Below are 23,251 nucleotides of genomic sequence, written 5' to 3'. Positions count from 1 at the left end.
GATGAAATATTATCTTTTCTGATGAGGTTAGATAATGACTTTTAGCTCAATTGGCAGAAACGCAAGCCGCCGTGAAAGTGTTATACGGGTTAAAGCAAAAGGTTAGGATTATCACATTCAACAACGGTTTGGTGTTTGCAGAGCATGAACTCATCAGTGAAAAATTAGAGGCACAAATTTACTTTTATCACACCCCTACTTACCTCTGGAAAAGAGGGGATCAATGGGTTAATCAGGCAATACTTTCCAAAGGAACCAAACTTAATGAAGTCTCTGAGCCGGAAATAAATTTCGTGGTAAACCGATTCAATAATCGCTACCGAAAAATTCGAGGGTAAAACACCCAATGAATTATTTAAAGGAATGCGGATATGTTTACTTCTAGAGTAACGATATTGTACTTATTATGTGAATATGCCAATTATTTTAAAATATATTAATTCTATTTTTACATAAAAATAATATATTTTTGTTATCGTATTAATAAAGGTATTAATAATGATTGGATATAAATGGATAGGTTATGTTTATAACGATATGTGATATCTTATAATATAGATAAAATGAGAGTGGGCATGTAAGCCAAGTACTGGCTTAATAGTGATATTTTAAATTAAGCATTGTCAACTGCATTAGGTATTAGTATAGTGAATCTAATTAAATTGCCTGAATAATCTATCGTTGAATTTTATTTTTAATAATATATTTATTCTAGCTTTAAAAATATGTTGTACAGTAAGGGATAATATTTTCATGTTAATATTGCAAGACAATAAATATGATAAAGAGATAATCATTTTATGTTGAAAAATTAACGGTTATCAGAGGGGTGGTAATTTGTGATCTACTTATAAAAATGTGACGATATAATGGCTTTTCATTATTTTATTGATGTACGTCAATGCTATTGTTACCCGTATCGTTTAATAGAAGTATTACGTCAACAAAACTAATGGATATGCCATGTCATTAAAAATAACTGTACTCCTGGAAAATAAAACATCTGATTCATATTTGATAGCCAAGCCTGGTTTGAGTCTTTTACTTGAGGATGGTGAAGAGAAGATAATTTTTGATACCGGTCCAGATGGTAGCTATATTGAGAATGCGAATAGGATGGGAATATCTATTGATGATATATCCAAAATTGTTATCTCTCATGGGCATTCTGACCATATAGGCGGCGTTAATTATTTTCCGCATAATGCTAAATTAATATGTCATCCTGATGCATTAAGTGAGAAGTATTACGGTGTTATGTTCAATAAAAAGAGTGTATTAAAGTTCAAAAAAATATCGGGTAAAATTAATAAAAGAGTTAAGAAGCGAGTTTTTTTTCGCTTAACCAAATCGCATATGAAAATAAGCGATCGATTTATTTTCTCAGGCGAAATAGCAAACAGTCATCGAAAATCCTATGGGTTAATTAGAAAAAGCTCTTGGGCTAATGACTATATACTTGATGATAGTGCATTAATTTGGAAGAGCGATAATGGACTGGTGATTATCATTGGCTGTGGTCATTCTGGTATTTGTGAAATTATTAACCACGCTAAAATGATTACTGGTGTAGACAAAGTATATGCGGTAATAGGCGGATTGCATTTAAGGAGAGCGTTACCGACAGAGTTATTGAAGATTAGAGAATTTTTCATAAAAGAAGATATAAAACAAGTTTATGGGTGTCATTGCACTGGTAGCTGGGGAAGACTTTGGTTACCGAATATCAAACAACTGAAAACAGGGCAAGTATTGTTAGTTGAATAACATAATGAAAATTATTGAGAAAACGGATGTTCATCGAATCATTACCCCATTTGCGACAGCGTTGGGGTTAATATTTTTTTCTGTTTTAAATAATTGGGATTATAATAACGATAGGTTAATATTTTTATTGCTAAATTTATTCGCATTTTTCGTTGCATTTTTTCATCATAGAGGATTTTATTCATATTTTATAAAAAATAATTTGTATAGCCAGTGTTTCACGCAAATAATTATTGCCACTTTTGGTAAGAAAGTGGCACCTCATATCAGTATATTATTATTTGCTTTAATATCAATTTATTGAATTTTAACTTTTTAATTCTGTTGGGTAAATTTGCGATATCTATATGTTTTGAAAGTTATGTGTTTATATATTCTTTATTGCTGAATTTGTTTTTTAGTTAAATGTGGAATTGAAAATTAGGTATGGTGCTAATTTTTAGGAAATGAGTTTTTGATTAAATTAAATAATGGTTAATAATATTGGTTAATTAATGGTGATTCTTGTATAAGAGGTTAAATGTGTTTGGTCTTATTTTTATTTATATGTTTTTTTACTGTTATCTAATTGAGATGGTGATTAATTAAGATAATTGTTAATGATGAGGAAAATAAAGGGTTAAATATAACGCCATTAAGATTGTTTATTGTTTTTCTTGATTAAAATAATTAATCCATAAAGGGTGTAAATAATGAGAATAAACTATGAGATAATTATCGATATTGTTTGGTTTATAATTTTATCTCCCTATTTTATTAGGGTAAATAATAACATATTGAGACCGAATACATTTAATCCGATAATGATAATTTCCTGTTTATTCGATTTATTTTAATAATCTATCTTAGATTGTTTTATTTCTTGTAATTCATCGAGTAATTAACATAGTAAAGGGATATTTCCGGTAACTGAGGAAAATGATAATAAGGTCTTTATTCTAATACATAGAGTTCTTAATGGAAAATTGAGTCGATGAATTTAGATTTATTTATCGTCTTGATGATGTTTAATTCATTAAAATAACAGGCTATTATATAAACCAAATGTTTGTATGTTGCCTGTATAAATAGGCGGTATGTAGTTGATCAATAGGTATGTGGTTGATCAATAGATATATAGTTGATTATGTCCGTTTGGTTTGAATTCAATATATTGATTTATACCCAATGGATTTCAAGAGGCATCGCGACGGCAAGGGAGCGAATCCCCGGGAGCATAGCGAACTATGTGACCGGGGTGAGTGAGCGCAGCCAACAAAGAGGCAACTTGAAAGATAACGGGTATATAGCGGGTATATAAAGTTATTCATTAAATCCTGCCACTAGTTGGTTGGAGTTAAGACAGAGGTTATGGTTATGAATCAAGGTCAATTCTGGCAACGACTAGGAAAAAACAAGCGTTATTTGGCGGTGATTTTGGCTTCTTTGTTGATGCTTTCTGGTTGTGACCAGTCTGATAGCACTGATAGTAAGCAAGCTGCTCAATCACAATCCTCAGAAATTCAAAGCGAAAAAGTACCTCAGCAATCAAATATTCCACCAAAATCAGCAAAACAGAAAGACACAGCATCACTGGCTGAATTAGCAAAACGTTATGCCGGGAAACAGGTGAGGATTTTGGATGCTTCTGAAGTTCAGCTTGATGGCGCTAGCGCAATGGTGGTGACATTTTCTGTTCCTTTAGATCCGAATCAGGATTTTGCGCAGAATGTCCGTTTGGTGGATGTCAAAGAGGGCAAACTTGATGGGGAGTGGGAACTGTCAGATAACATGATGGAGCTTCGCTTGCGCCATTTGCCGCCATCTCGTGAGTTGCAATTGACCGTAGATAAGGGTGTTAAAGGTATCAATGACCGTCAACTCGAAACGGTTTATGAGAAAACCCTGACGACCGCTACGATTTCCCCGTCTGTCGGTTTTGCCAGTAAAGGCTCCTTGTTACCCAGTAAGGTCGCTGAAGGTTTGCCGGTATTGGCTCTGAATGTTAATCGTGTCGATGTTAATTTTTTCAGGATAAAAGAGGCGGAGTTACCCGCTTTTATTGCACAGTGGCAATATCGCAACAATATGGGTTCTTGGGAATCTGAAGAGCTGCTCAAAGGTGCGGAACTGGTGTATACCGGCCGTTTCGATTTGAATCCAACACGGAATACTCGCGAAAAATTACTGCTGCCATTAAATAATATTAAAGAGTTACAGAAAGATGGCGTTTATCTGGCGGTGATGCAACAAGCGGGTAAATACACTGACACTAATCCAGCCACAATGTTTACCTTAAGCGACATTGGTGTTTCTATGCACAGTTATCTGGATAAAATGGATGTGTTTACCCAATCTTTGGCGCAAGGTAGCGGCCTGAAAGGGGTGGAAATACGTCTGTTGGATGAGAAAGGGCAGTTATTGTCGAAGGCGACAACAGACGATGATGGGCATGTCAGCTTGGCGAAAAATGCGAAAGCGAAACTGTTGCTCGCTACGCGCGACCAGCAAACCAGTATGATTGATTTGGTCTCGCCGGCGTTGGATCTGTCTGAATTTGATATCTCTGGCCCGCAAGGATACGGCAAACAGTTTTTTGTTTTTGGGCCTCGTGATCTCTATCGTCCAGGTGAGACGTTGATTGTCAATGGCTTGTTGCGTGATGGCGATGGCCGCGCAATAAAAAGTCAGCCAGTTAAAGTGGATGTATTGAAAACCGATGGTCAGGTCGTGCGTAGTTTTGTCTGGCAACCTGACAATGGATTGTATCAGTATCGTTATGCGATCCCTCAGTCAGCGGCTACCGGACTCTGGTCGTTACGTTTTGATCTGGGCGATAACAAACCTCGTTATTACAAATTTAATGTCGAAGATTTTATGCCGGAGCGCTTGGCGCTGGAGATTAGCAGTGAGTCGCAACCGGTGATGAAAGACCACAGTGTGGATTTCGCGATTAACGGCCGTTATCTGTATGGCGCGCCTGCTGCATATAATCGTCTGCAAGGGCAGTTATTCTTGCGTCCGGCCCGTAATGCGGTAGCAAAATTGCCCGGCTATGAGTTTGGCGCGGCTACGGAGGACAACCTTAGCCGTACATTGGATGAGTTTGACTTGGTTTTAGATAATGGCGGTAAAGCCGCGCTTAATGTCAGCGCCGACAACTGGAGTTCAGTCTCTTCGCCGGTAAACGTCATTGTACAGGCCAGTTTGCTTGAATCGGGCGGCCGTCCGGTGACTCGTCGGGTTGAACAGGCCGTTTGGCCGACAGAAAAGCTGGTTGGTATTCGTCCGCTGTTTAATCAGAAAGAGATTTATGACTATCGTATAGGTCGTTACCAAAGCCGTTACAATGTGGATGAAAATTCACTGGCGCAATTTGCGGTAGTGTATGCCGATGCTAATGGAAAAAAATATGCTGCGAAAGATTTAACTGCCCGTTTGGTTTATGAACGCCGCGACTATTATTGGCGTTGGTCGGATAGTGAAGGTTGGCAATCAGGCTATGACCAGAAAGATTTGGTGATGGCGGATGAACATATCCAGATTGCTCAAGATGGTACGGCAAAGATCAGTTTTCCGGTTGATTGGGGGTCGTACCGTATTGAAGTGGTTAATCCAGAAAATCAATTAGTGACCAGCGTTAATTTCTGGGCGGGTTACTCATGGCAGGATAATACCGGCGGCACAGGAGCTGTTCGTCCTGATCAGGTGAAGTTATCTCTGGATAAGCCCGCTTATCAAGTAGGTGAGAAGATAAAATTGCATATGGTCGCGCCACAGGCCGGTAAAGGTTATCTGTTGGTGGAATCCAGCGAAGGGCCGCTTTGGTGGCAAAAAATTGATGTGCCAGAGCAAGGTTTGGATGTGGAAGTGCCGGTAAATAAAGAGTGGCGTCGTCATGACCTTTATTTAACCGCTGTGGTAGTGCGTCCAGAGGATAAATCTCGTCAGGCGACGCCGAAACGTGCCATTGGCGTGTTGCACCTGCCGTTGGTTGATGAAAATCGTAAGCTGGATTTGACATTATCCGCACCGGAAAAGATGCGTCCGAATCAGAATTTGACCGTTAAAGTCAAGGCGGCGCCACAACAAGGGCGGAAATTACCCAAGCAGGTTAATGTGCTGCTTTCTGCGGTTGATACAGGGGTATTGAATGTCACGAATTTTAAAACCCCGGACCCCTATCAGGCTTTCTTTGGTCGTAAGCGCTACAGCGTCGATCAATATGATGTGTATGGTCAGTTGATTGAAGGTGAAGGCCGGCTGGCGAATCTGCGTTTTGGCGGTGATGGTGATGATAGCGCCCTTGATCGTGGCGGTAGGAAACCATTAACCGAAGTTAAGATTATCGCTGAACAAGCACAGCCAGTGACATTGGATGAGAATGGGGAAGGGCAGATAGTTTTGCCAATTCCTGATTTCAATGGTGAATTGAGGCTGATGGCTCAAGCGTGGAGTGACGATGAGTTCGGCCACGGTGAAAGTAAAATTGTCGTTGCTGCGCCGGTGGTTGCACAGATGGCATTACCTCGCTTTATGGCCGATGGTGATAGTGCATTGTTGTCGTTGGATTTAACTAACTTAACTGAACAGAGACAAGACTTGATCTTGAACTTTACCGCTAATGACTTGATTAAGTTAGAGGATGATGTCCGTCTAGAGATAACACTGGAAAAAGGCAAACGTACCACAGTAGATATTCCGGTCACGGCGCAGCATGGTGTTGGTCAAGGAGAGATTTCCCTGACGGTTGATGGTCTGAATTTACCCGGTGAGAATCTGAAACAGTATAAAAATAGTTGGCAGATTGGCGTGCGTCCGGCACAGCCAGCGGAAACGGTTCTGTTCGCTAATGTGATTCATCCGGGAGAGGAGTGGCAGTTGCCGTCAGATGCCTTATCGGGTTTATCACCAGAAGGGGCCGAGGGGCAGTTGTTACTGAGCAGCCGTCCGCCGTTACAGATTTCACGCTATATTCGTGAATTGTACGCCTATCCGTATGGCTGCCTTGAGCAGACGATCAGCGGGCTTTACCCGTCTCTCTATTCGAACAAAGCAGAGCTAAATAGTTTGGGGATCATGGCGGAAGATGATAATAAACGCCGGACAAGCATTGATGAGGGAATTATTCACCTGTTGAGTATGCAGCGTCATGACGGTAGCTTTGCTTTATGGGATAAAACCGGTGATGAAGAGTATTGGTTAACGGCTTATGCCACTGATTTTCTATTCCGTGCAAGTCAACGAGGTTATAGCGTACCGAAAGAGGTGTTGATTTCTGCCAATAATCGCCTGTTACGTTATTTACAGGATAAGAGTGTTATTAACTATCCCTACAGTCAGAATCAGGAAGCAATGCGATTCTCAGTTCAGGCTTATGCCGGGCTGGTGCTTGCCAATCAACAGAAAGCGCCATTGGGTGCTTTGAGACAAGTTTATGAACGCCGTCAGCAAGCCGGCAATGGTTTGTCACTGGTACAACTGGGCGTTGCACTGAAACTGATGGGGGATAATACCCGAGCAGATGAAGCGGTTCGTTTGGGGATCAGTAAAAACCGTAGTGATGATTTAGATTTAGGCGATTATGGCAGTGCCATTCGTGACAACGCAATGATTGTTGCTCTGTTGACTGAAAATAATATGCAGATAAAGGAACGTGACGAAAAATTGCTGGCGCTGTCGGATGAATTGACATCCCGCAATTATTTCTCAACACAGGAGAGTAATTCGCTCTATCTGGCGGGACGTTTCTTTATTGATACATCGGTGCAACCGTGGGAGGCTGTGATTAATCAGCGGACTTCACCAATAAGTAGAGACAAGCCTTATAGTGAGATGTTGTCTCCACAGGATATTCAGCAAGATGTGAGTATCAGTAATCTTGGTGACAGCACGCTCTATTCACGAGTCAATGTGGTGGGCTACCCGCTGCGCTCTCCAAAACCTTACGCTAATGTGCTGCAAATTCAGCGTAGCTACCTGGATATGCAGGGTAATCCGGTTTCCATTGACCATCTGAAAAGCGGTGAAATGGTGGTTGTGAAGCTGCTGGTAAGCTCAGATAAGCCCGTACAGGATGCTTTGGTTGTTGATTTATTGCCCGCTGGTTTGGAGCTGGAAAACCAGAATTTGGCTAACAGCAGCGCCAAGTTGAGTGAGAGTGCCGCTAATCTTCAGGAGTTGATTGGCGATATGCAGCAGGCGACGATTCGTCATATTGAATATCGTGATGATCGATATGCGGCGGCAGTCGCGGTTGATCCGTCTCAGCCGGTGACGTTGCTCTATCTGGCTCGTGCGGTGACGCCAGGAATCTACACAATTCCTGCGCCACAGGTGGAATCTATGTATGTGCCTTACTGGCGTGCGGTTGGTTCTACGCCTGAAAAACTGGAAGTTGTCCGCTAAATTTGTCAGCCCTTATGCTCAGGTGTAAGGGCTGATTTCTCATCAGGTATTCATCAATGAAGAAAACGCATCGCCTTATATGGCTGATTGTGCTGTTGTTGTTTCTGATCCCGGCGGGTTTATGGTTGGCGGATAAAATCTGGCCTTTGCCACTGCGTGAAATCAAGATGGCGCGTATTGTCGTGAGTGAGGATGGTACGCCGCTTTGGCGTTTTGCCGATGATGAAGGCGTTTGGCGTTATCCGGTGACGTTGGATCAAGTGTCGCCAGAATATATTCAAGCTTTGCTAACTTATGAAGATCGTTGGTTCTACCGGCATCCAGGGGTTAACCCGATTTCTCTGGTCAGGGCTGCCTGGCAGGATATTCGGGCAGGTAAAATTTTGTCCGGCGGCAGTACTCTGTCGATGCAGGTAGCTCGGTTGATTGACCCACATTCACGTACTTTAGGCGGGAAGCTGAAACAGATCTGGCGTACTTTGCAGCTTGAATGGCACTATTCTAAAGGTGAAATTCTTGAGATGTATCTAAACCGTGCGCCGTTTGGGGGCACGTTACAAGGCGTCGGCGCGGCGAGTTGGGCATATTTGGCTAAACCGCCGTCTGAACTCTCTGCGGGAGAAGCGGCTTTATTGGCTGTTTTGCCGCAAGCCCCTAGTCGTTTAAGGCCAGATCGTTATCCTGAACGAGCGCAGGTTGCTCGTGATAAGGTGTTGCAACGGTTGGCACACTATAAAATCTGGCCGGAACAGACAATTGCTGATATTCGGCAAGAGACGTTGTGGTTGGCTCCCCGGCAGGTGCCACAGCTTGCCCCGCTTTTTGCCAGACGAATGGCGAAAGGTACACGTCAGGAGATCATCAAAACAACCCTTGATGTGGGATTACAGCGCCAGCTTGAAGATATGGCGGTGAATTGGAAGTACCAGTTACCAGAAAAGACTTCGATTGGCGTGTTAGTGGTTGATCACACCGATATGGCGGTGAAAGCCTATATCGGTTCGCTGGATCTACGGGATGATAGCCGTTTTGGTCATGTCGATATGATAAGTTCATGGCGTTCGCCGGGATCAACCCTGAAACCGTTTCTGTATGCAATGGCGCTGGATGATGGGCTAATTCATGGGGAATCACTGTTACAGGATGTGCCTCGCCGCTTTGATTATTATCGTCCGGGAAATTTTGACAGCGGCTTTCATGGGCCGGTCAGCGCCAGTGAAGCGTTGGTGCGTTCACTGAATTTACCCGCCGTGCAACTGCTTGAAGCTTACGGCGCTAAGCGGTTTACCGCTAATATGCGTAATGTAGGAACCGTATTGCGTTTTCCTCCCGGTAGTGAACCCAATTTATCATTGATTCTTGGCGGCACGGCAACCCGGATGGATCAACTAGTGGCGGCTTACACGGCGTTTGCCCGTCAGGGGAAGGTTTCTCCCTTGAGATTCACTCCACAGCAAAAATTGCGTGATCGGCAACTTTTTTCCCCCGGCGCTGCATGGATAGTGAGGCGAATTATGGCTGGGGAAGCTCTGCCGCAACCTGATGATGTTTTATCGGCACAAGTGCCGCTGGCATGGAAAACCGGTACCAGCTATGGTTATCGTGATGCTTGGGCTATCGGTTTAAATGCGCGTTATACCATCGGTGTTTGGGTTGGTCGGCCTGACGGTACGCCGGTTGTTGGGCAATTTGGCTACGCTACGGCGATTCCCATCATGAATCAGATCAATAATCTGTTACTTGCCAATATGCGAAATGGGGCTAAACGTATCCCGGTTGATCCACGTCCGGCAAGTGTTAGTCAGGCGATTATCTGTTGGCCCGGAGGGCAAAGTTTGCCGAAAGGAGAGGATAATTGCCGTCAGCGGCGTCTGAGCTGGATATTGAATAACACTATTCCGCCCACGCTGCCCGCAGTGGGGCAAGAGGCCATTTCAGGCATCAATGAACAGGTATGGTTGGATAAAAACGGTTTGCGTGTGGCTCCTGATTGTCCCGGCGCTCATGCTAGAAATATCGCTTTGTGGCCGATTACCCTCGAATCATGGTTACCAGCACAAGAGCGACGGGCACAGCGTCTGCCGCCGGTTAATCCTCAATGTCCACCGTTAAAATCAGATGAAGCGCCGTTGTTGATCGTGGGTATTCACAACGGAGATGTATTGAAACGGCTCCCCGGTTTTGACAGCCTTGATTTACGTGTTACCACTCAGGGCGGTAGTGGCAGGCAACAGTGGTGGTTTCTGAATGGAGAACAGGTAATGACTACAGAAAAGAATCAGGGATTTGTTCAGACATTGACTCAACCGGGTAAATATCAGCTTAGTGTTTTGGATTTAGGTGGACAGGTTGATGCTGTCAATTTTACCTTGAAGTAAACGATTCAGGTAAAAATGTGATTTGTACGAAAAAATGGTAATTTTCGCTAAGAAAAATTTAATGGAATGTTATGTTTTCTGTAGGCAACTGCTATTCATGCCCCTATAATCAACGCCGTTTTTGTCTCCGCTAAGGTTGCGGAATGAGTATTAACCGATTAATTTATCGGGAATAGAAAATTAAAATTATCAGTTGCTGAAAGAAGAGCCAAGAGGTTATCCATGACGGTTGAACGTACTTTTTCTATTATTAAGCCTAACGCGGTAAAGAAAAATGCCATTGGGGCGATTTATGCTCGTTTTGAAAGCGCCGGGTTTAAAATTATTGCCGCCAAAATGCTTCACCTGACCCGTGAACAGGCTGAGGGCTTCTATGCGGAGCACAAAGGCCGTCCTTTCTTTGATGGTTTGGTGGAATTTATGACTTCTGGTCCGATTATGGTTCAGGTATTGGAAGGCGAGAATGCAGTACAGCGTCACCGCGACCTGATGGGGGCAACTAATCCTGATAATGCATTGGCAGGTACTCTGCGCGCTGATTACGCAGACAGCTTCACTGAAAACGCGGTTCACGGCTCTGATGCGGTTGAATCTGCAAACCGTGAAATTGCCTATTTCTTCACAGAAGATGAAATCTGCCCACGTTAATTGATTTGCGTTACCCGTAGCATCATTGCATTAAAGTTTGTACAATGCGGCGCCCCGTTGTTAATTCAACGGGGCGTTTATTATTTGTCACTATGCTAAACTGATAGTGATACCCGAATTGAAACTTCGCGTTGAATTCATCAACGCAGAGCCGAAAGTGTTACAACGAGGCGATATAAAAAAATGTCCCAACCAAATACTGCGGCACAGTTTGCTGCTTCTGTCGTGTCTGAAACTCCAGAAAAGAAAGGCGGTAAAATTAACCTGCTTGATCTGAATCGCAAGCAAATGCGCCAGTTTTTCCTTGATATGGGTGAAAAACCATTCCGCGCTGATCAGGTGATGAAGTGGATGTATCACTACTGTTACGACGATTTTGAGCAGATGACAGATATTAATAAAATTCTGCGAGCAAAATTGCAACAAGTTGCAGAGATCCGTGCGCCGGAAGTAGCAGAAGAGCAACGTTCAGCCGATGGTACGATTAAATGGGCGATCACTGTTGGCGATCAGCAGGTTGAAACGGTTTATATCCCGGAAGATGATCGAGCAACCTTGTGTGTCTCTTCTCAGGTAGGTTGCGCACTGGAGTGTAAATTCTGTTCTACTGCTCAGCAAGGGTTTAACCGTAATTTGCGGGTTTCTGAAATTATTGGTCAGGTTTGGCGCGCGGCAAAAATTATTGGTTCATTGAAATCTAGTGGTCGCCGCCCGATTACCAATGTGGTCATGATGGGCATGGGAGAACCTCTTCTTAATCTGAATAACGTGGTTCCTGCAATGGAAATCATGATGGATGATTTTGGTTTCGGTTTGTCAAAACGCCGCGTGACGTTATCCACATCCGGTGTGGTGCCAGCCTTGGATAAACTTGGCGATATGATCGATGTTGCTTTGGCGATTTCCCTGCATGCGCCGACAGATGATGTGCGGGATGACATCGTTCCTATCAACCGTAAATATAATATCGAGCAGTTCCTTGCCGGTGTGCGCCGCTATTTAACTAAATCCAATGCCAATCAGGGGCGTGTAACTGTGGAATATGTCATGCTGGATCATATTAATGACAGCGTGGAACAGGCGCATCAATTAGCTGAATGTTTGAAAGATACACCAAGTAAGATCAATTTAATTCCGTGGAACCCGTTTCCGGGGGCGCCATATGGCCGTAGTTCCAACAGCCGGATTGATCGCTTTGCGAAGGTGTTGATGGAATATGGTTTCACCACGATTGTCCGTAAGACGCGCGGTGATGATATCGATGCCGCATGTGGTCAGCTTGCCGGTGATGTGATTGATCGTACCAAACGTACATTGAAAAAACGTCAGGCCGGTGAACCTATTCAGGTAAGGGCAGTCTGATATAGGAATGTTGGTATATCCTGTCGTGCAGTAACTGAATTGATTGTTACAATTGCATATCTTTGGTCGGTGGGGATGGAATGATAAGGAAATCGTTATCGGAAATGATGGTTGTTGCCGTGGTGGTTGCTATGTTGTCGGCGGGATGTTCCAATCAACTAACAAACAGCAATCAACAGCGAAAAGTCGCGGCAGAAACCCGGATTCAATTGGGAATGGCCTATCTGGCTAAAGGTAATTTGCCTGCCGCCAGATATCACTTTGATAAGGTTTTACTGGCAAAGCCAGACCATTATCAGGCTCAATTAGGTATGGCGTTGTATGAGCAATATTCTGGTCAGCCGGAAGCAGCTCGTCAACGTTACAAAATGGCGATGCAGTACGAGCCAGGAAATGATACGGTATTGTATCATTACAGCGTTTTTCTCTGTGAGCAGGGGCAGTATGAAGAAGTCAAAACTCTGTTTGCTGGGAGCCATGTTAACAGGCGTGTTTGTTATCAGTGATTTGCCGCTAGTAAAATAGCAAATCTATTTCGCCGCGCAGGCTATTGTGTAATTTAAATATTATAGCAGGAGCCAGCGCGAAGTTTTTCACAACCTGAACAGAACCGCGTCTTCTTGCTAATGAATACAGAAACGACTCCAGAACAAGCTTATTTAACCGCAGGTCAGCTCCTGCGTCAGGCTCGTGAACAACACGGGCTAACCCAGCAGACTGTAGCTGATCGCTTGTGTTTAAAACTTTCTACTATCCGTGATATTGAAGAGGACAATATTCCAGCCACGATGGTACCGGCTTTCCTGCGTGGTTATGTTCGCTCTTATGCTAAGTTGGTACAAATTCCAGAAGCAGAAATTCTGGCGATTCTGGATAAGCATACCCCGGCAAAAACAGCGAAAGTTTCACCAATGCAGAGTTTTTCGTTGGGTAAAAAACGTAAAAAACGCGAAAGTTGGTTGATGTGGATTACGTGGTTGATTATTTTAGTTGTAATTAGTTTGACGGGAGCATGGTGGTGGCAAAACCACATAGCTCAACAGAAAGAATTGATTTCGATGGCTGATCATTCTGCGGCTAAAATTGCCCAGAAGAAAGCGAGTTCAGTGGATTCGTCCACTGAAAGTCACGATCAGGTGGTACGGTTACCAACCAGCGAGCAGGCAGTCAGTGGGCCGTCATCATCTGCTGCTGTAACCGGAAGCGCAGTGGGAGCGAATAATGCCAGTAGCCATCATGAGGAAGCTACTCAATCTGTGACATCAACTCAAAATCAGGTGGCGAAAACACCTGAAACTCAATTAGCTGGTAACGGGCCACAAACTCAGACTGCTCCTGCTCCGTTGCCAGCTAATCAAGGGACAGCTCAAGTACCGAGTGTGTCTGAAAATAATTTAACGGCAGTTGCTGACAGTGATAAGCTGATGATGAATTTTAAAGCCTCCTGTTGGTTGCAAGTTGTTGATGCAAATGGAAAAAAACTATTTAGTGGAACTAAATATAAGGGTGACCATCTGAGTCTCTCTGGCTCATTACCTTATGAGTTAACTATCGGTGCTCCGGCTGTTGTGGATGTACAGTTCCGGGGGCAAGTTGTCGATTTAAGCCGCTTTATTAAAGAGAGTCGTATCGCGCGTCTTAAAGTGCCATCAGCACAATAAAAGCCTGTTCTAGTAAGGGCATAGTTGTAGTTTTATCAGTAAGCACATGGAAGTATGGGAGAAATACCAATATGCATAATGAATCGCCGATAAAAAGACGCAAATCTACGCGTGTTTATGTAGGCAATGTGCCAGTCGGGGATGGCGCACCCATTTCGGTGCAGTCAATGACAAACACACGTACTACAGATGTGGACGCAACTGTTAAACAAATTAAATCGCTTGAGCGTGTTGGCGTTGATATTGTTCGCGTATCAATACCAACGATGGACGCCGCAGAAGCATTTAAGTTGATTAAGCAGCAAGTGAGTGTTCCTTTGGTTGCAGATATCCATTTTGATTACCGTATTGCGCTTAAAGTTGCAGAGTATGGTGTCGATTGTCTGCGTATTAACCCTGGCAATATCGGTAATGAAGCACGTATCCGCGAGGTTGTGGCTTCTGCCCGTGATAAAAATATCCCAATCCGCATTGGTGTAAATGGCGGATCATTGGAAAAGGATCTTCAGGAAAAATATGGCGAGCCAACCCCAGAAGCGTTGGTGGAATCGGCTATGCGCCATGTGGATATTCTTGACAGACTTAATTTTGACCAGTTTAAAATCAGTGTAAAAGCGTCGGATGTCTTTCTGGCGGTTGGCGCCTATCGCTTGTTAGCTCAGAAGATTGATCAGCCATTGCATCTTGGGATTACCGAGGCGGGCGGCGCCCGTGCAGGTTCTGTAAAATCAGCTATTGGCTTGGGTATCCTCCTGTCAGAAGGTATCGGCGATACCTTGCGTATTTCTCTGGCTGCTGATCCTGTCGAAGAAGTTAAAGTGGGTTTCGACATTCTGAAAGCATTACGTATTCGTTCCCGTGGTATAAACTTTATCGCTTGTCCAACCTGTTCTCGTCAGGAATTTGATGTTATTGGCACAGTTAATGCCTTGGAACAGCGCTTGGAAGATTTACTCACACCGATGGATGTTTCTATTATTGGTTGTGTGGTTAACGGACCCGGTGAGGCGGAGGTTTCTACTTTAGGTGTCACCGGCGCCAGAACGAAAAGTGGTTTTTATGAAGATGGCGTGCGGCAGAAAGAGCGTCTCGATAATGCTGATATGATTGATCAGCTTGAGGCGAAGATCCGTGCTAAAGCATCAATGCTGGATGAAAATAAGCGCATTGGCATAAGTCAACTGGACAAATAATGTACCTGACGCTGGCTCATCATAACGATGAGCCAGCGTTGTTTTGTTTGTTAATTGAAGCTCGTCGGTATTCGCTTCTATAATCAACATCATTTTTGAATCATTAACTAGAGATAAGACGTGGCAAAAAATATCCAAGCTATTCGAGGCATGAATGACTACTTGCCGGCAGATACGGTTATCTGGCAGCGTATCGAAACTATTTTGAAACGGGTACTGGCGGGTTATGGTTATAGTGAGATCCGCACACCGATTGTAGAGCAGACCCCGTTATTTAAACGAGCTATTGGGGAAGTCACTGATGTGGTTGAAAAGGAGATGTATACCTTTGATGATCGCAATGGTGAAAGTGTGACCCTACGCCCTGAAAATACCGCAGGTTGTGTGCGTGCCGGTATTGAACATGGTCTGCTGTACAATCAGGAACAGCGCGTATGGTATTTAGGGCCAATGTTCCGTTATGAACGACCACAAAAAGGCCGTTACCGCCAATTTTATCAGTTAGGCGCTGAAGTTTTTGGTCTTCAAGGGCCTGATATTGATGCTGAACTTATTTTATTGACTGCCCGCTGGTGGCGTGAGCTCGGTATTTATGAGCATGTGACGCTTGAACTCAATTCCATTGGTTCGTTGGCGGCACGCGCTAATTACCGTGAGGCGTTAGTGGCTTTTCTTGAGCAGCACAAAGATAAGCTGGATGAAGATTGCAAACGCCGTATGTACAGCAATCCATTGCGTGTTCTGGATTCAAAAAATCCTGAAGTTCAGCAACTTCTTAATGATGCGCCGGAACTGGTTGATTATCTTGATGCGGAATCAAAGGAACATTTTGATAGCCTGTGTGCGCTTCTTGATGGGGTGGGTATCAAGTATCGGATTAATCAGCGTTTAGTTCGTGGTCTGGATTATTATAACCGCACGGTATTTGAATGGGTAACGACGGCACTTGGGGCGCAAGGGACGGTTTGTGCTGGTGGTCGGTACGATGGGCTGGTTGAGCAACTGGGGGGCCGACCGACGCCTGCGGTGGGTTTTGCTATGGGGATGGAGCGTCTGGTTTTGCTGGTGCAGGAAATTAATCCAGCATTTGCCGCGGAGCGGTCAGTTGCAGATGTTTATCTCGCTTCTTTTGGTGAAGGTAGTCAGCAAGCAGCATTGGTTTTGGCTGAACAGGTACGTGATACGTTGCCCCAATTGCGTTTAATGATGAACCACGGGGGAGGGAACTTTAAGAAGCAACTGGGGCGTGCGGACAAACAAGGCGCCAAAATTGCACTGATCCTCGGTGAGGATGAAGTTCGTTCTGGTCAGGTAGCCATTAAAGATTTACGTACAGGTGAACAACAAACGTTGCCGCAAAGCGAAATTGCTGCTCATTTGGCTGAACTGTTAGGTTAAGGAGAGACTCTGTGGAAGTCTATACCAATGAAAACGAACAAGTAGACGCGATCCGTCGCTTTTTTGCCAATAATGGTAAGGCCCTGGTTTTTGGGCTGGTATTGGGTGCCGGGGCGCTGATTGGCTGGCGTTACTGGCAATCTCATCAGACAAATCAGTTGCAGGAAAGCGCAGAAGCTTTTGAACGGGTAGATCGAGGATTAATTGCCAGTACAAAAGAGAGTCATGTCGCTGCTGAAAAATTTGCCAGTGAAACTAATAACAGTTATGGCGTGATGACGCATATGCATTTGGCTCAACTTGCTGTTGAAAAGAATGAGTTAACTAAAGCAGATCAGTTTTTATCTGCGGCTGCTGGTCAGGCAAAAAATGAGGATTTGCAGGCTCTGGTGAATATTCGCTTAGCCAGGGTTCAATTGGCGGAAGATAAAGCGGATGCCGCGCTGAAAACATTGGAACAGGTCAAAGGTTCCGGTTGGGTTGCCGTCGCAGAGGATATCCGCGGTGATGCGCTGTTGAAAAAAGGTGATATTGCCGGTGCCCGTGCAGCGTATACCAAAGGTTTGAGCTCAGATTCGCCACAAGCGATCAAATCGATGTTAAATCTTAAATTGAATAACTTATCTAGCTAAGGGGATTCTTTCAATGCAACTGCGTAAAACACTCTTGGTTGGTTTGGTGGCTTCCGTTCTGCTAGCCGGTTGTTCAAGTGAGCAAGACACGGTAACGATGTCGCCATTGCCACAGGTCGAAAATCAATTTAATCCAAGCGAGGTTTGGGATAAATCTGTAGGTGATGGTGTAGGCCGTTATTATTCTCACTTGACGCCAACTTGGCAAGGCTCCGCTGTTTATGTTGCTGATCGTCATGGCATCGTTAAGGCGTTGGACATTGATAGCGGTAAAGAGATATGGTCGGTGAATCTGGCTGAAAAAGCGGGTTTCCTCTCTTCTCGTATACCTGCATTGCTCTCTGGTGGTCTGACCGTTGCTGGAGATCATCTCTATGTCGGTACTGAACGTGCCAAAGTTATTGCATTGAATACCAAAGACGGCCAAGTTGCTTGGCAATCTGACGTTGCCGGTGAAGCGTTGTCGCGTCCTGTGGTGAGTGATGGTCTGGTACTGATTCATACTAGCAATGGGATGTTGCAGGCATTAAGTGAGTCGGATGGTAAAGTGCAGTGGTCCGTTAATTTGGATACGCCATCATTATCATTGCGTGGTGAATCGGCTCCTGCTGTAGCTTACGGTGCTGCCGTCGTGGGGGGGGATAATGGTCGTGTCAACGCCGTCTTGATTTCTCAGGGGCAGTTGATTTGGCAACAACGTATTTCTCAGGTAACCAGTTCTACAGAAATCGGTCGTCTTAATGATGTTGATATGACACCGGTTATTTCTGAAGGCGTGATATACGCAATAGCTTATAACGGTAATCTGGTAGCGCTTGATATGCGTTCAGGTCAGATCCTCTGGAAGCGCGATTTGGGTTCAGTGAACGAGATGGTTGTTTCTGGTGATAATATCTATATTGTTGACCAAAACGATCGTGTTATGGGGCTGCGTCAAAGTGATGGCGTCACTTTGTGGACTCAGACAAAATTGCAACACCGTAATTTGACCGCGCCTGAAATGTATAATGGCTATCTGGTTGTCGGTGACAGTGAAGGTTATCTGCACTGGCTGAATATGGATGATGGCAAGTTCGTTGCCCAGCATAAAGTCGATAGTTCCGGTTTAATGAGCCGTCCGGTTGTCGCCAGTGATAAATTGATGGTACAGGCGAAAGACGGTACGGTTTATCTGTTTACCCGTTGAGTTTTGCTTACTGTCTGTTTACCGGAATATAGAGTAAAGCGTTAGTATAGTATTAGTTATAGTACAGTCCTACGGCTCCTGGAGAGAACAGGAGCCGTTTCGTCTTTTTAGTGTTCTATTGTGATTAACGCTGTATGAACAGTGGAATGCTAATTTCAAATTAAGTCATGAGGCATCAACAAATGATACCTGTCGTCGCTCTGGTAGGGCGCCCCAATGTGGGTAAGTCCACATTATTTAACCGTTTAACCCGTACAAGAGATGCGCTGGTAGCGGATTTTCCAGGTCTGACTCGCGACCGCAAATATGGTCGAGCTGAGGTTGAAGGGCAGGAGTTTATCATCATTGATACCGGTGGTATCGACGGCGCCGAAGAGGGTGTAGAAACCCATATGGCCGCTCAATCTTTGATGGCGATTGAAGAGGCCGATATTGTTCTGTTTATGGTAGATGCTCGTGCCGGACTGATGCCGGCAGATCACGCGATAGCAAAACATCTACGTAGTCGTGAAAGAGCCACTTTTTTGGTCGCAAATAAAACCGACGGTGTTGATATTGATACCGCTGTTGCTGAATTTTATTCCCTCGGATTGGGGGATATCTACTCTATCGCTGCTTCTCATGGTCGTGGAGTCACCCAACTTATTGAACGAGTACTGTTACCTTTTTCTGGTAAAGGCGAAGAAGAAGAGGTTGAGCTGACTGAGGAAGAAGCCAATGCAGCTTATTGGGCAGAGCAGGAACAGAATGAAATTGAGATGGTAGAAGAAGAGGAGGATTTTGATCCATCAACTTTGCCATTGAAATTAGCCATTGTCGGTAAACCAAATGTGGGTAAGTCTACGTTGACTAACCGTATCTTGGGTGAAGAGAGGGTTGTGGTTTACGACATGCCTGGCACGACCCGCGACAGTATTTATATTCCAATGGAGCGCAATGGCCGTGAATATATCCTTATTGATACCGCAGGGGTACGTAAGCGAGGTAAGATCACTGAAACGGTTGAAAAATTTTCAGTCATCAAAACCCTTCAAGCGATTGAAGATGCTAACGTTGTATTGCTAGTGATCGATGCGCGAGAGGGCATTTCCGATCAAGATTTGTCGTTATTGGGTTTTATTCTTAATAGTGGGCGCTCATTGGTCATTGCGGTCAATAAGTGGGATGGCATGTCGCAAGAAGATAAAGAGCGTGTGAAAGAGATGCTGGATTATCGTCTTGGTTTTGTTGACTTTGCCAGAGTACATTTTATCTCTGCTCTACATGGTAGTGGGGTGGGTAATCTGTTTGACTCGATTCTTGAGGCTTATGATTGCGCTACTCGTCGTGTCAATACTTCACTGCTAACCCGTATTATGCATATGGCTGAAGAAGATCATCAACCGCCGATGATCCGTGGTCGCAGGGTGAAAATGAAATATGCTCATGCTGGTGGTTATAATCCACCAATCGTTGTGATCCACGGTAATCAGGTAACCGATTTGCCTGATTCTTATAAGCGTTACCTGATGAACTATTTCCGTCGATCTCTGAAAGTGATGGGGACGCCGATTCGGATTCAGTTTAAAGAAGGGGCAAATCCTTATGCCGATAAACGTAATACGTTGACGCCAAATCAAATGCGTAAGCGTAAACGTCTGATGGCGCATCTGAAAAAGCGTTAATGTTAATTGTAAAGAAAAAGGGTGGTGATTAACCACCCTTGTTGTTGTCATTCCATATCTCAGTAATGATTTCTGGTGCATCTGGCTCTGGAAGGGTGAAGTGGTATTCTTCATTTCCATTGGCAATACTGAGCAGATAATACTGTTGATCGGGATATGGTGATGGTGGCATAGAATCAGAAAAATCTTGTTCTATGGCTTGAAGAAATAATTGCTGTTGGTGCGGAGACAATGATTTTAAATTCACTGTTTTATCTTGGTTAAGGTTAGGTGTAGTGACAAATCCTCCTTGTAGAGAAATTGTGATTTTACTATCAGTTGTGAGTTTCAGAGTTTTATTATTCATGATATACCAATTTTTTACGGTTATTTTTAGGTCTCTTTAGTATAGCGTGAAATTCGGCGTTAACAATTTTGGCATCTTCTATTAGATATATTTTTTACAAGTCAGGTATTACAAATAATAAAATATCGCTGGCGTTAAACCAGCGATATATTTATATATTAATCTTCAGTTTTGTCCTTATTCGCCGCCTTTTTCTTCCTTATCGCCGCCTTTATCCCCCTTATCGCCGCCTTTATCTTCCTTATCGCCGCCTTTATCGTCTTTGTCGCCGCCTTTATCTCCCTTATCGCCGCCTTTATCTCCCTTATCGCCGCCTTTATCGCCCTTGTCGCCGCCTTTATCATCCTTGTCACCGCCCTTATCGTCTTTATCTTCCTTCACTTTAACGCCCACTTCTGTCCAGCTATCAATTGTCGCTTTTTCAACATCCTCATCAAATAACTCACGAGCATGTTTAATTGTTAATTTAGCGAAGGATACGAAGTTAGCATCACGTGCAAGATCTTTATCCAACAATGTGTTGTACCATATTTTTCCTGCTTTCTCCCAGGAATATCCACCTAATTTTGTCGCCAGATTATAGAAGGCTTTATTAGGAATACCTGAATTAATATGAACGCCACCATTGTCTCTATAAATCGGCAGATCTTTATAATTATCCATATGACCAGGCTGTGGATCTTTACCGAGAGCTTCATCATCATATGCGCTGCCGGGGTTTTTCATTGAACGAATCCCTACACCTTTAATATCTTTGCCCAGTAACCCACTACCTATAATCCAATCTGCTTCGTCAGCTTTTTGTTTTAGATAATGTTGTTTTACTAATGAGCCAAAAACATCTGCTATTGATTCATTTAATGCTCCAGACTGGAAGAAATAGACCAGATCTGCTGTTTTCTCAATAACGCCATGAGATAATTCATGTCCTATCACATCAATAGATGTCGTGAAATCATTGAAGGTTTTGCCATCTCCGTCGCCAAATACCATTTGTCCATTGCCCCAGAATGCATTCATATATTCTTCGCCATAATGCACTGAGGCAATCAATTTCATTCCTTTATCATCTAATGAGTTACGATTAAATACTTCTTTATAGAAATTGTAAGTTGCTTCTAAATATCTATATGCGTTATCAACTGATTTATCTCCGTTATCTGGATCTCCTTCATCTCGTACTAATTTTCCTGGCAACTTGCGTTTATTTTCTGCATCGTGAATAGAACGATGTATAGTTGTATTGGTAACTTTATCGTCATCGCCGGAATCATCGGAAGATTCTCTAATAACATTGTCCAACATTAAACTCTGAGTGTGATTTAATGTCATTAATACTTTCTTCTTTTCATTGTCATTATTATAAATATTTTGAAGAATGTACGGCGGTATTACGCCTCTGTAGTTATTGTTTTGTATTTGCATAAAATATCTCCTGGAATAAATTTTTAGTTATTAATTAGAGGTACTCTTTAGGTACGGATTCATATTAAACACGTTTCCAGCAGATAGTCATCAGGTCCAACCTGCTTCTTTTATGTTAAGGGGTTGTTAACAATTTGTTAATGTTTTTTATGTGAGGGATTCTTGCATTGGCTGTAATAAAAATATAAATAGTTAGGAATAGTTTTTTATAATATTCCTAACATGATAAAAAATCATATCCAGTTTTTTACTGGTAGAAAGTCGATATATAAAGCGGCTTCCGCAGAGCCAGGTTCAGGGTGATAATCATATTCCCAGCGTACTAATGGCGGCATGGACATTAAGATAGATTCTGTGCGTCCTCCACTTTGTAATCCAAATAGGGTTCCCCTGTCCCAAACGAGGTTAAATTCTACATAGCGACCACGGCGATATAATTGAAATTGCCGTTCACGTTCACCCCATAATATTTCTTTCCTTTTTTCCACAATAGGTAGATAGGCTGAAAGGAAACCTTTACCTATATCTTGAGTAAAATTAAAACAATGTTCAAAGTCAGGCGTATTTAAGTCGTCATAGAATAAGCCACCAATTCCACGGGCTTCATTACGATGTTTAATATAGAAATAATTATCACACCATTCTTTATATTTTGGGTAAACATCTTCTCCATAGGGGCGACATATATCTCTGGCGGTGGTGTGCCAATGAATAGCATCTTCCTTAAAACCATAATAAGGCGTTAAATCAAAACCCCCGCCGAACCACCATACTGGCGCTTCACCTTCTTTTTCTGCAATAAAGAACCGAACGTTAGCATGACTGGTTGGTATATAGGGATTCAACGGATGAATAACCAGAGAGACGCCCATTGCCTGATAATGACGTCCGGCCAATTCAGGACGGTGAGCTGTTGCTGATAAGGGAAGCATGTCTCCTGATACATGAGAAAAATTAGCGCCTGCTTGCTCGAATATCGTGCCTTCTTTCATAATTCGACTACGGCCTCCGCCGCCTTCTTCTCGTTGCCAGCACTGCTCAGTAAATTTCGCTTTGCTATCTGCCTGTTCCAGTTGTTGGCAAATTTCATCCTGTAGTGAAAGGAAAAAAGACTTAATCTGATTAATGTTTGGTGTATTCATGATTCTTTTCCCATTATGGTATGGTGAGCGTTATATTATAGCTATTAGTGGAAGAGAATAGT

The 23,251-nt window shown here is 43.4% G+C and carries 15 protein-coding genes and 2 pseudogenes; 14 read left to right on the top strand and 3 right to left on the bottom strand.

Annotated features, from left to right (window positions below):
- Window positions 1-62 precede the first annotated feature (62 nt).
- From TI10_RS12070 to der, 14 genes and pseudogenes are all read left to right on the top strand, one after another.
- Window positions 63-390: pseudogene (locus tag TI10_RS12070) on the top strand (IS30 family transposase); the annotation flags it as partial.
- Between the two features lie 573 nt (window positions 391-963).
- Window positions 964-1,767: an MBL fold metallo-hydrolase gene (locus tag TI10_RS12065; RefSeq protein ID WP_049583593.1), complete on the top strand. Its 804-nt coding sequence runs from the start codon at window positions 964-966 to the stop codon at window positions 1,765-1,767.
- 4 nt (window positions 1,768-1,771) lie between these two features.
- Window positions 1,772-2,071, top strand: a complete 300-nt coding sequence (locus TI10_RS12060) for a hypothetical protein (RefSeq protein ID WP_049583592.1) — start codon at window positions 1,772-1,774, stop codon at window positions 2,069-2,071.
- A gap of 1,052 nt (window positions 2,072-3,123) precedes the next feature.
- Window positions 3,124-8,154, top strand: a complete 5,031-nt coding sequence (locus TI10_RS12055; RefSeq protein ID WP_049583591.1) for an alpha-2-macroglobulin family protein — start codon at window positions 3,124-3,126, stop codon at window positions 8,152-8,154.
- 56 nt (window positions 8,155-8,210) lie between these two features.
- Window positions 8,211-10,532 carry a peptidoglycan glycosyltransferase PbpC gene (pbpC, locus tag TI10_RS12050; RefSeq protein WP_049583590.1) on the top strand — a complete coding sequence of 774 codons (2,322 nt, stop codon included), beginning with the start codon at window positions 8,211-8,213 and terminating at the stop codon, window positions 10,530-10,532.
- Window positions 10,533-10,754: 222 nt separating this feature from the next.
- The gene (gene ndk / locus TI10_RS12045; RefSeq protein WP_036781631.1) at window positions 10,755-11,180 is read left to right on the top strand and encodes a nucleoside-diphosphate kinase; all 426 of its coding nucleotides are present in this window, start codon (window positions 10,755-10,757) and stop codon (window positions 11,178-11,180) included.
- Window positions 11,181-11,363: 183 nt separating this feature from the next.
- A complete protein-coding gene (locus TI10_RS12040) occupies window positions 11,364-12,542 on the top strand; it encodes a bifunctional tRNA (adenosine(37)-C2)-methyltransferase TrmG/ribosomal RNA large subunit methyltransferase RlmN (RefSeq protein ID WP_049583589.1) in 1,179 nt (392 codons plus the stop codon).
- An 80-nt stretch (window positions 12,543-12,622) separates the two neighbouring features.
- The gene (locus tag TI10_RS12035; RefSeq protein ID WP_049583588.1) at window positions 12,623-13,048 is read left to right on the top strand and encodes a tetratricopeptide repeat protein; all 426 of its coding nucleotides are present in this window, start codon (window positions 12,623-12,625) and stop codon (window positions 13,046-13,048) included.
- Window positions 13,049-13,168: 120 nt separating this feature from the next.
- Window positions 13,169-14,203: a cytoskeleton protein RodZ gene (gene rodZ / locus TI10_RS12030; RefSeq protein WP_049583587.1), complete on the top strand. Its 1,035-nt coding sequence runs from the start codon at window positions 13,169-13,171 to the stop codon at window positions 14,201-14,203.
- A 71-nt stretch (window positions 14,204-14,274) separates the two neighbouring features.
- Window positions 14,275-15,396: a flavodoxin-dependent (E)-4-hydroxy-3-methylbut-2-enyl-diphosphate synthase gene (ispG, locus tag TI10_RS12025; protein ID WP_049583585.1), complete on the top strand. Its 1,122-nt coding sequence runs from the start codon at window positions 14,275-14,277 to the stop codon at window positions 15,394-15,396.
- Between the two features lie 120 nt (window positions 15,397-15,516).
- A complete protein-coding gene (hisS, locus tag TI10_RS12020) occupies window positions 15,517-16,794 on the top strand; it encodes a histidine--tRNA ligase (RefSeq protein WP_049583584.1) in 1,278 nt (425 codons plus the stop codon).
- A gap of 11 nt (window positions 16,795-16,805) precedes the next feature.
- Window positions 16,806-17,426: a YfgM family protein gene (locus tag TI10_RS12015; protein ID WP_049583583.1), complete on the top strand. Its 621-nt coding sequence runs from the start codon at window positions 16,806-16,808 to the stop codon at window positions 17,424-17,426.
- A gap of 13 nt (window positions 17,427-17,439) precedes the next feature.
- Window positions 17,440-18,612: an outer membrane protein assembly factor BamB gene (gene bamB, locus TI10_RS12010; RefSeq protein WP_049583582.1), complete on the top strand. Its 1,173-nt coding sequence runs from the start codon at window positions 17,440-17,442 to the stop codon at window positions 18,610-18,612.
- 182 nt (window positions 18,613-18,794) lie between these two features.
- On the top strand, window positions 18,795-20,276 hold the full coding sequence (gene der, locus TI10_RS12005) for a ribosome biogenesis GTPase Der (protein WP_049583581.1): 1,482 nt from the start codon (window positions 18,795-18,797) through the stop codon (window positions 20,274-20,276).
- Between the two features lie 28 nt (window positions 20,277-20,304).
- Here der and TI10_RS12000 read toward each other — a convergent pair whose 3' ends face one another.
- From TI10_RS12000 to hemF, 3 genes and pseudogenes are all read right to left on the bottom strand, one after another.
- Window positions 20,305-20,622 carry a protealysin inhibitor emfourin gene (locus TI10_RS12000; protein ID WP_049583580.1) on the bottom strand — a complete coding sequence of 106 codons (318 nt, stop codon included), beginning with the start codon at window positions 20,620-20,622 and terminating at the stop codon, window positions 20,305-20,307.
- Between the two features lie 342 nt (window positions 20,623-20,964).
- Window positions 20,965-22,047 (bottom strand): annotated as a pseudogene (gene prtS / locus TI10_RS11995) (metalloprotease PrtS); the annotation flags it as partial.
- Window positions 22,048-22,280: 233 nt separating this feature from the next.
- On the bottom strand, window positions 22,281-23,189 hold the full coding sequence (gene hemF / locus TI10_RS11990) for an oxygen-dependent coproporphyrinogen oxidase (RefSeq protein ID WP_049583579.1): 909 nt from the start codon (window positions 23,187-23,189) through the stop codon (window positions 22,281-22,283).
- Window positions 23,190-23,251: the final 62 nt, after the last annotated feature.

It is taken from the genome of Photorhabdus luminescens subsp. luminescens, from assembly GCF_001083805.1.
GTDB lineage: Bacteria > Pseudomonadota > Gammaproteobacteria > Enterobacterales > Enterobacteriaceae > Photorhabdus > Photorhabdus luminescens.
The sequence above is the reverse complement of the archived record's forward strand: the minus strand, read 5'-3'. Positions and strand labels throughout refer to the sequence as shown.